Raw genomic sequence first — 1613 nt, 5'->3', positions numbered from 1 at the left:
GCCCCGAGACGTCGAAACCCTCCCACGACACGCCACCGCCCGCAGCCTGGCCCACACCGGCCAGCACGAACGACGCCACGATCACCAGCGACACCACCAGCACGGTGGACAGAAGCCACGTCGACCGGACGATCGGCGCGCGTCCCAACCCCGCGACCGCCAAGAGGGCGAGGCCCGCCCACACCCACCACGACCCACCGATCAGGGCAGCGAGGGTCGCGCCGAGCAGCCCGTAAAGGCTGATCTGGATCCCGTTGTAAGCCACCAAAGCGACGAACCCGCCGGCCACACCCCAGCCCCGACCCAGACCACGGGCAAGAATGCCGTAGTAGGCGGCCGGGTGCCCGACCTGACGCGCCATCGCCGTGTAGCCCACCGCCAGCAGCGCCACCGCACCCGCCACCAGCAGATACGTCAACGGCAACGCCGTCACACCGGTGGTCGCGTAGATCGCCGGGATACCACCAACCAGCACCACCACCGGCGCCGACGCCGTTGCCCCGAACGCCCACAACCCGAACGGCGTCATCGTCCGACGCGCCAACGCCACCTGCATCCCCGCCGTCACCGCACCTCACCCCACTGCGGAGAGTCGGGGCACGACAGGTTGCCGCAGCCGTGCACCGAGTGCTCGAACACGCCGCCCGGCGCAAACACCGGTCTTGCCAACCACCGGCGTCCGGCGTCCACCCTGCGAGGTGGAGATGGGGCGTAGCGACGTGTACCAAGGGATTGCACGAGGGGTCTCCTTCGATGTTCGAGAGGGTGCGATGGGTGGCTCGACTGCCCCCGGCTCATTGATGCGCGCCTCCGGGTGAACCGTGGATGGTGATGCCGCCGGCACGGAGAAACGGCGCGAGAGACTGACGACACCTCCTCCTGCCAGCGCCGGCGGCCCCGCCGCGTGCGGGGTGGCGGTCGGGGCAACGGACCAGGCGGTTCCACGAGCGCGCACAGCCACGCCTGGGGCAATCGCGACGTGGGGCACAGACGCGCGCACCAGCACAAGGCCGGCCGCTGGCGCAACGGATCTTGGCGAAAGCGCCAGCAGCCAGGCTGTTGTTCCCACGCCGATCACCACCGCCACGACGGTGGGCGCCACAGGCACCTGCAGCGGGGTATGCAGCCCAGTCCCGGGCGGCCCGCCGGCCGACGTGTCGAGTCGGATTCGCACCCGGCCTCCCCACTCTCAGGCGACACGAGCAGCAGCTCGCGCCACCGGCTGCGACCCAATCCGGCTCCACAGGTATCGGGTCACCTGCCGTACCGGGTTGTCCTGACGTCGCAGTTGTCGATGTCGTCGGATCAGTTATGGCGGGGTGATGGACTGTCGAACACCGTCGACACGAAGAATCGACACGGAATCTGCCCACATCGGAGCGAAGAACTCACTCTGCTTCCAGACTGATCACGTCGGCGATCGGAGCACGGCAGATCTGATTTCGGTATCCAACCGGTCGGACCGTAGGCGAGCGGGCAAGGCCGGACGCGCCCCGTGTCGGATTTCGGTGTCGAGGGTGTTCGACACGAGCAGGTGGCCCGTTTCCTGGATGAGGAGTCCCGTGAGGTAGGCCAGGCGATTCAACGCTGTCTGGATGCGGGCGGGCGCTGGG

2 protein-coding genes are annotated in these 1613 nt (G+C 68.7%); both read right to left on the bottom strand.

Going from position 1 to position 1613, the window contains the following annotated elements:
* On the bottom strand, positions 1-556 hold a 556-nt coding region (locus C1I95_RS33800; protein WP_499878001.1), incomplete at its 3' end, for an APC family permease.
* An 852-nt stretch (positions 557-1408) separates the two neighbouring features.
* The coding region (locus tag C1I95_RS36820; RefSeq protein ID WP_233514066.1) for a hypothetical protein at positions 1409-1613 on the bottom strand (205 nt) is incomplete at its 5' end.

It is taken from the genome of Micromonospora craterilacus (genome assembly GCF_003236315.1).
GTDB classification, from domain to species: Bacteria; Actinomycetota; Actinomycetes; order Mycobacteriales; family Micromonosporaceae; genus Micromonospora; species Micromonospora craterilacus.
This window is presented reverse-complemented; position numbering and strand designations above follow the sequence as displayed.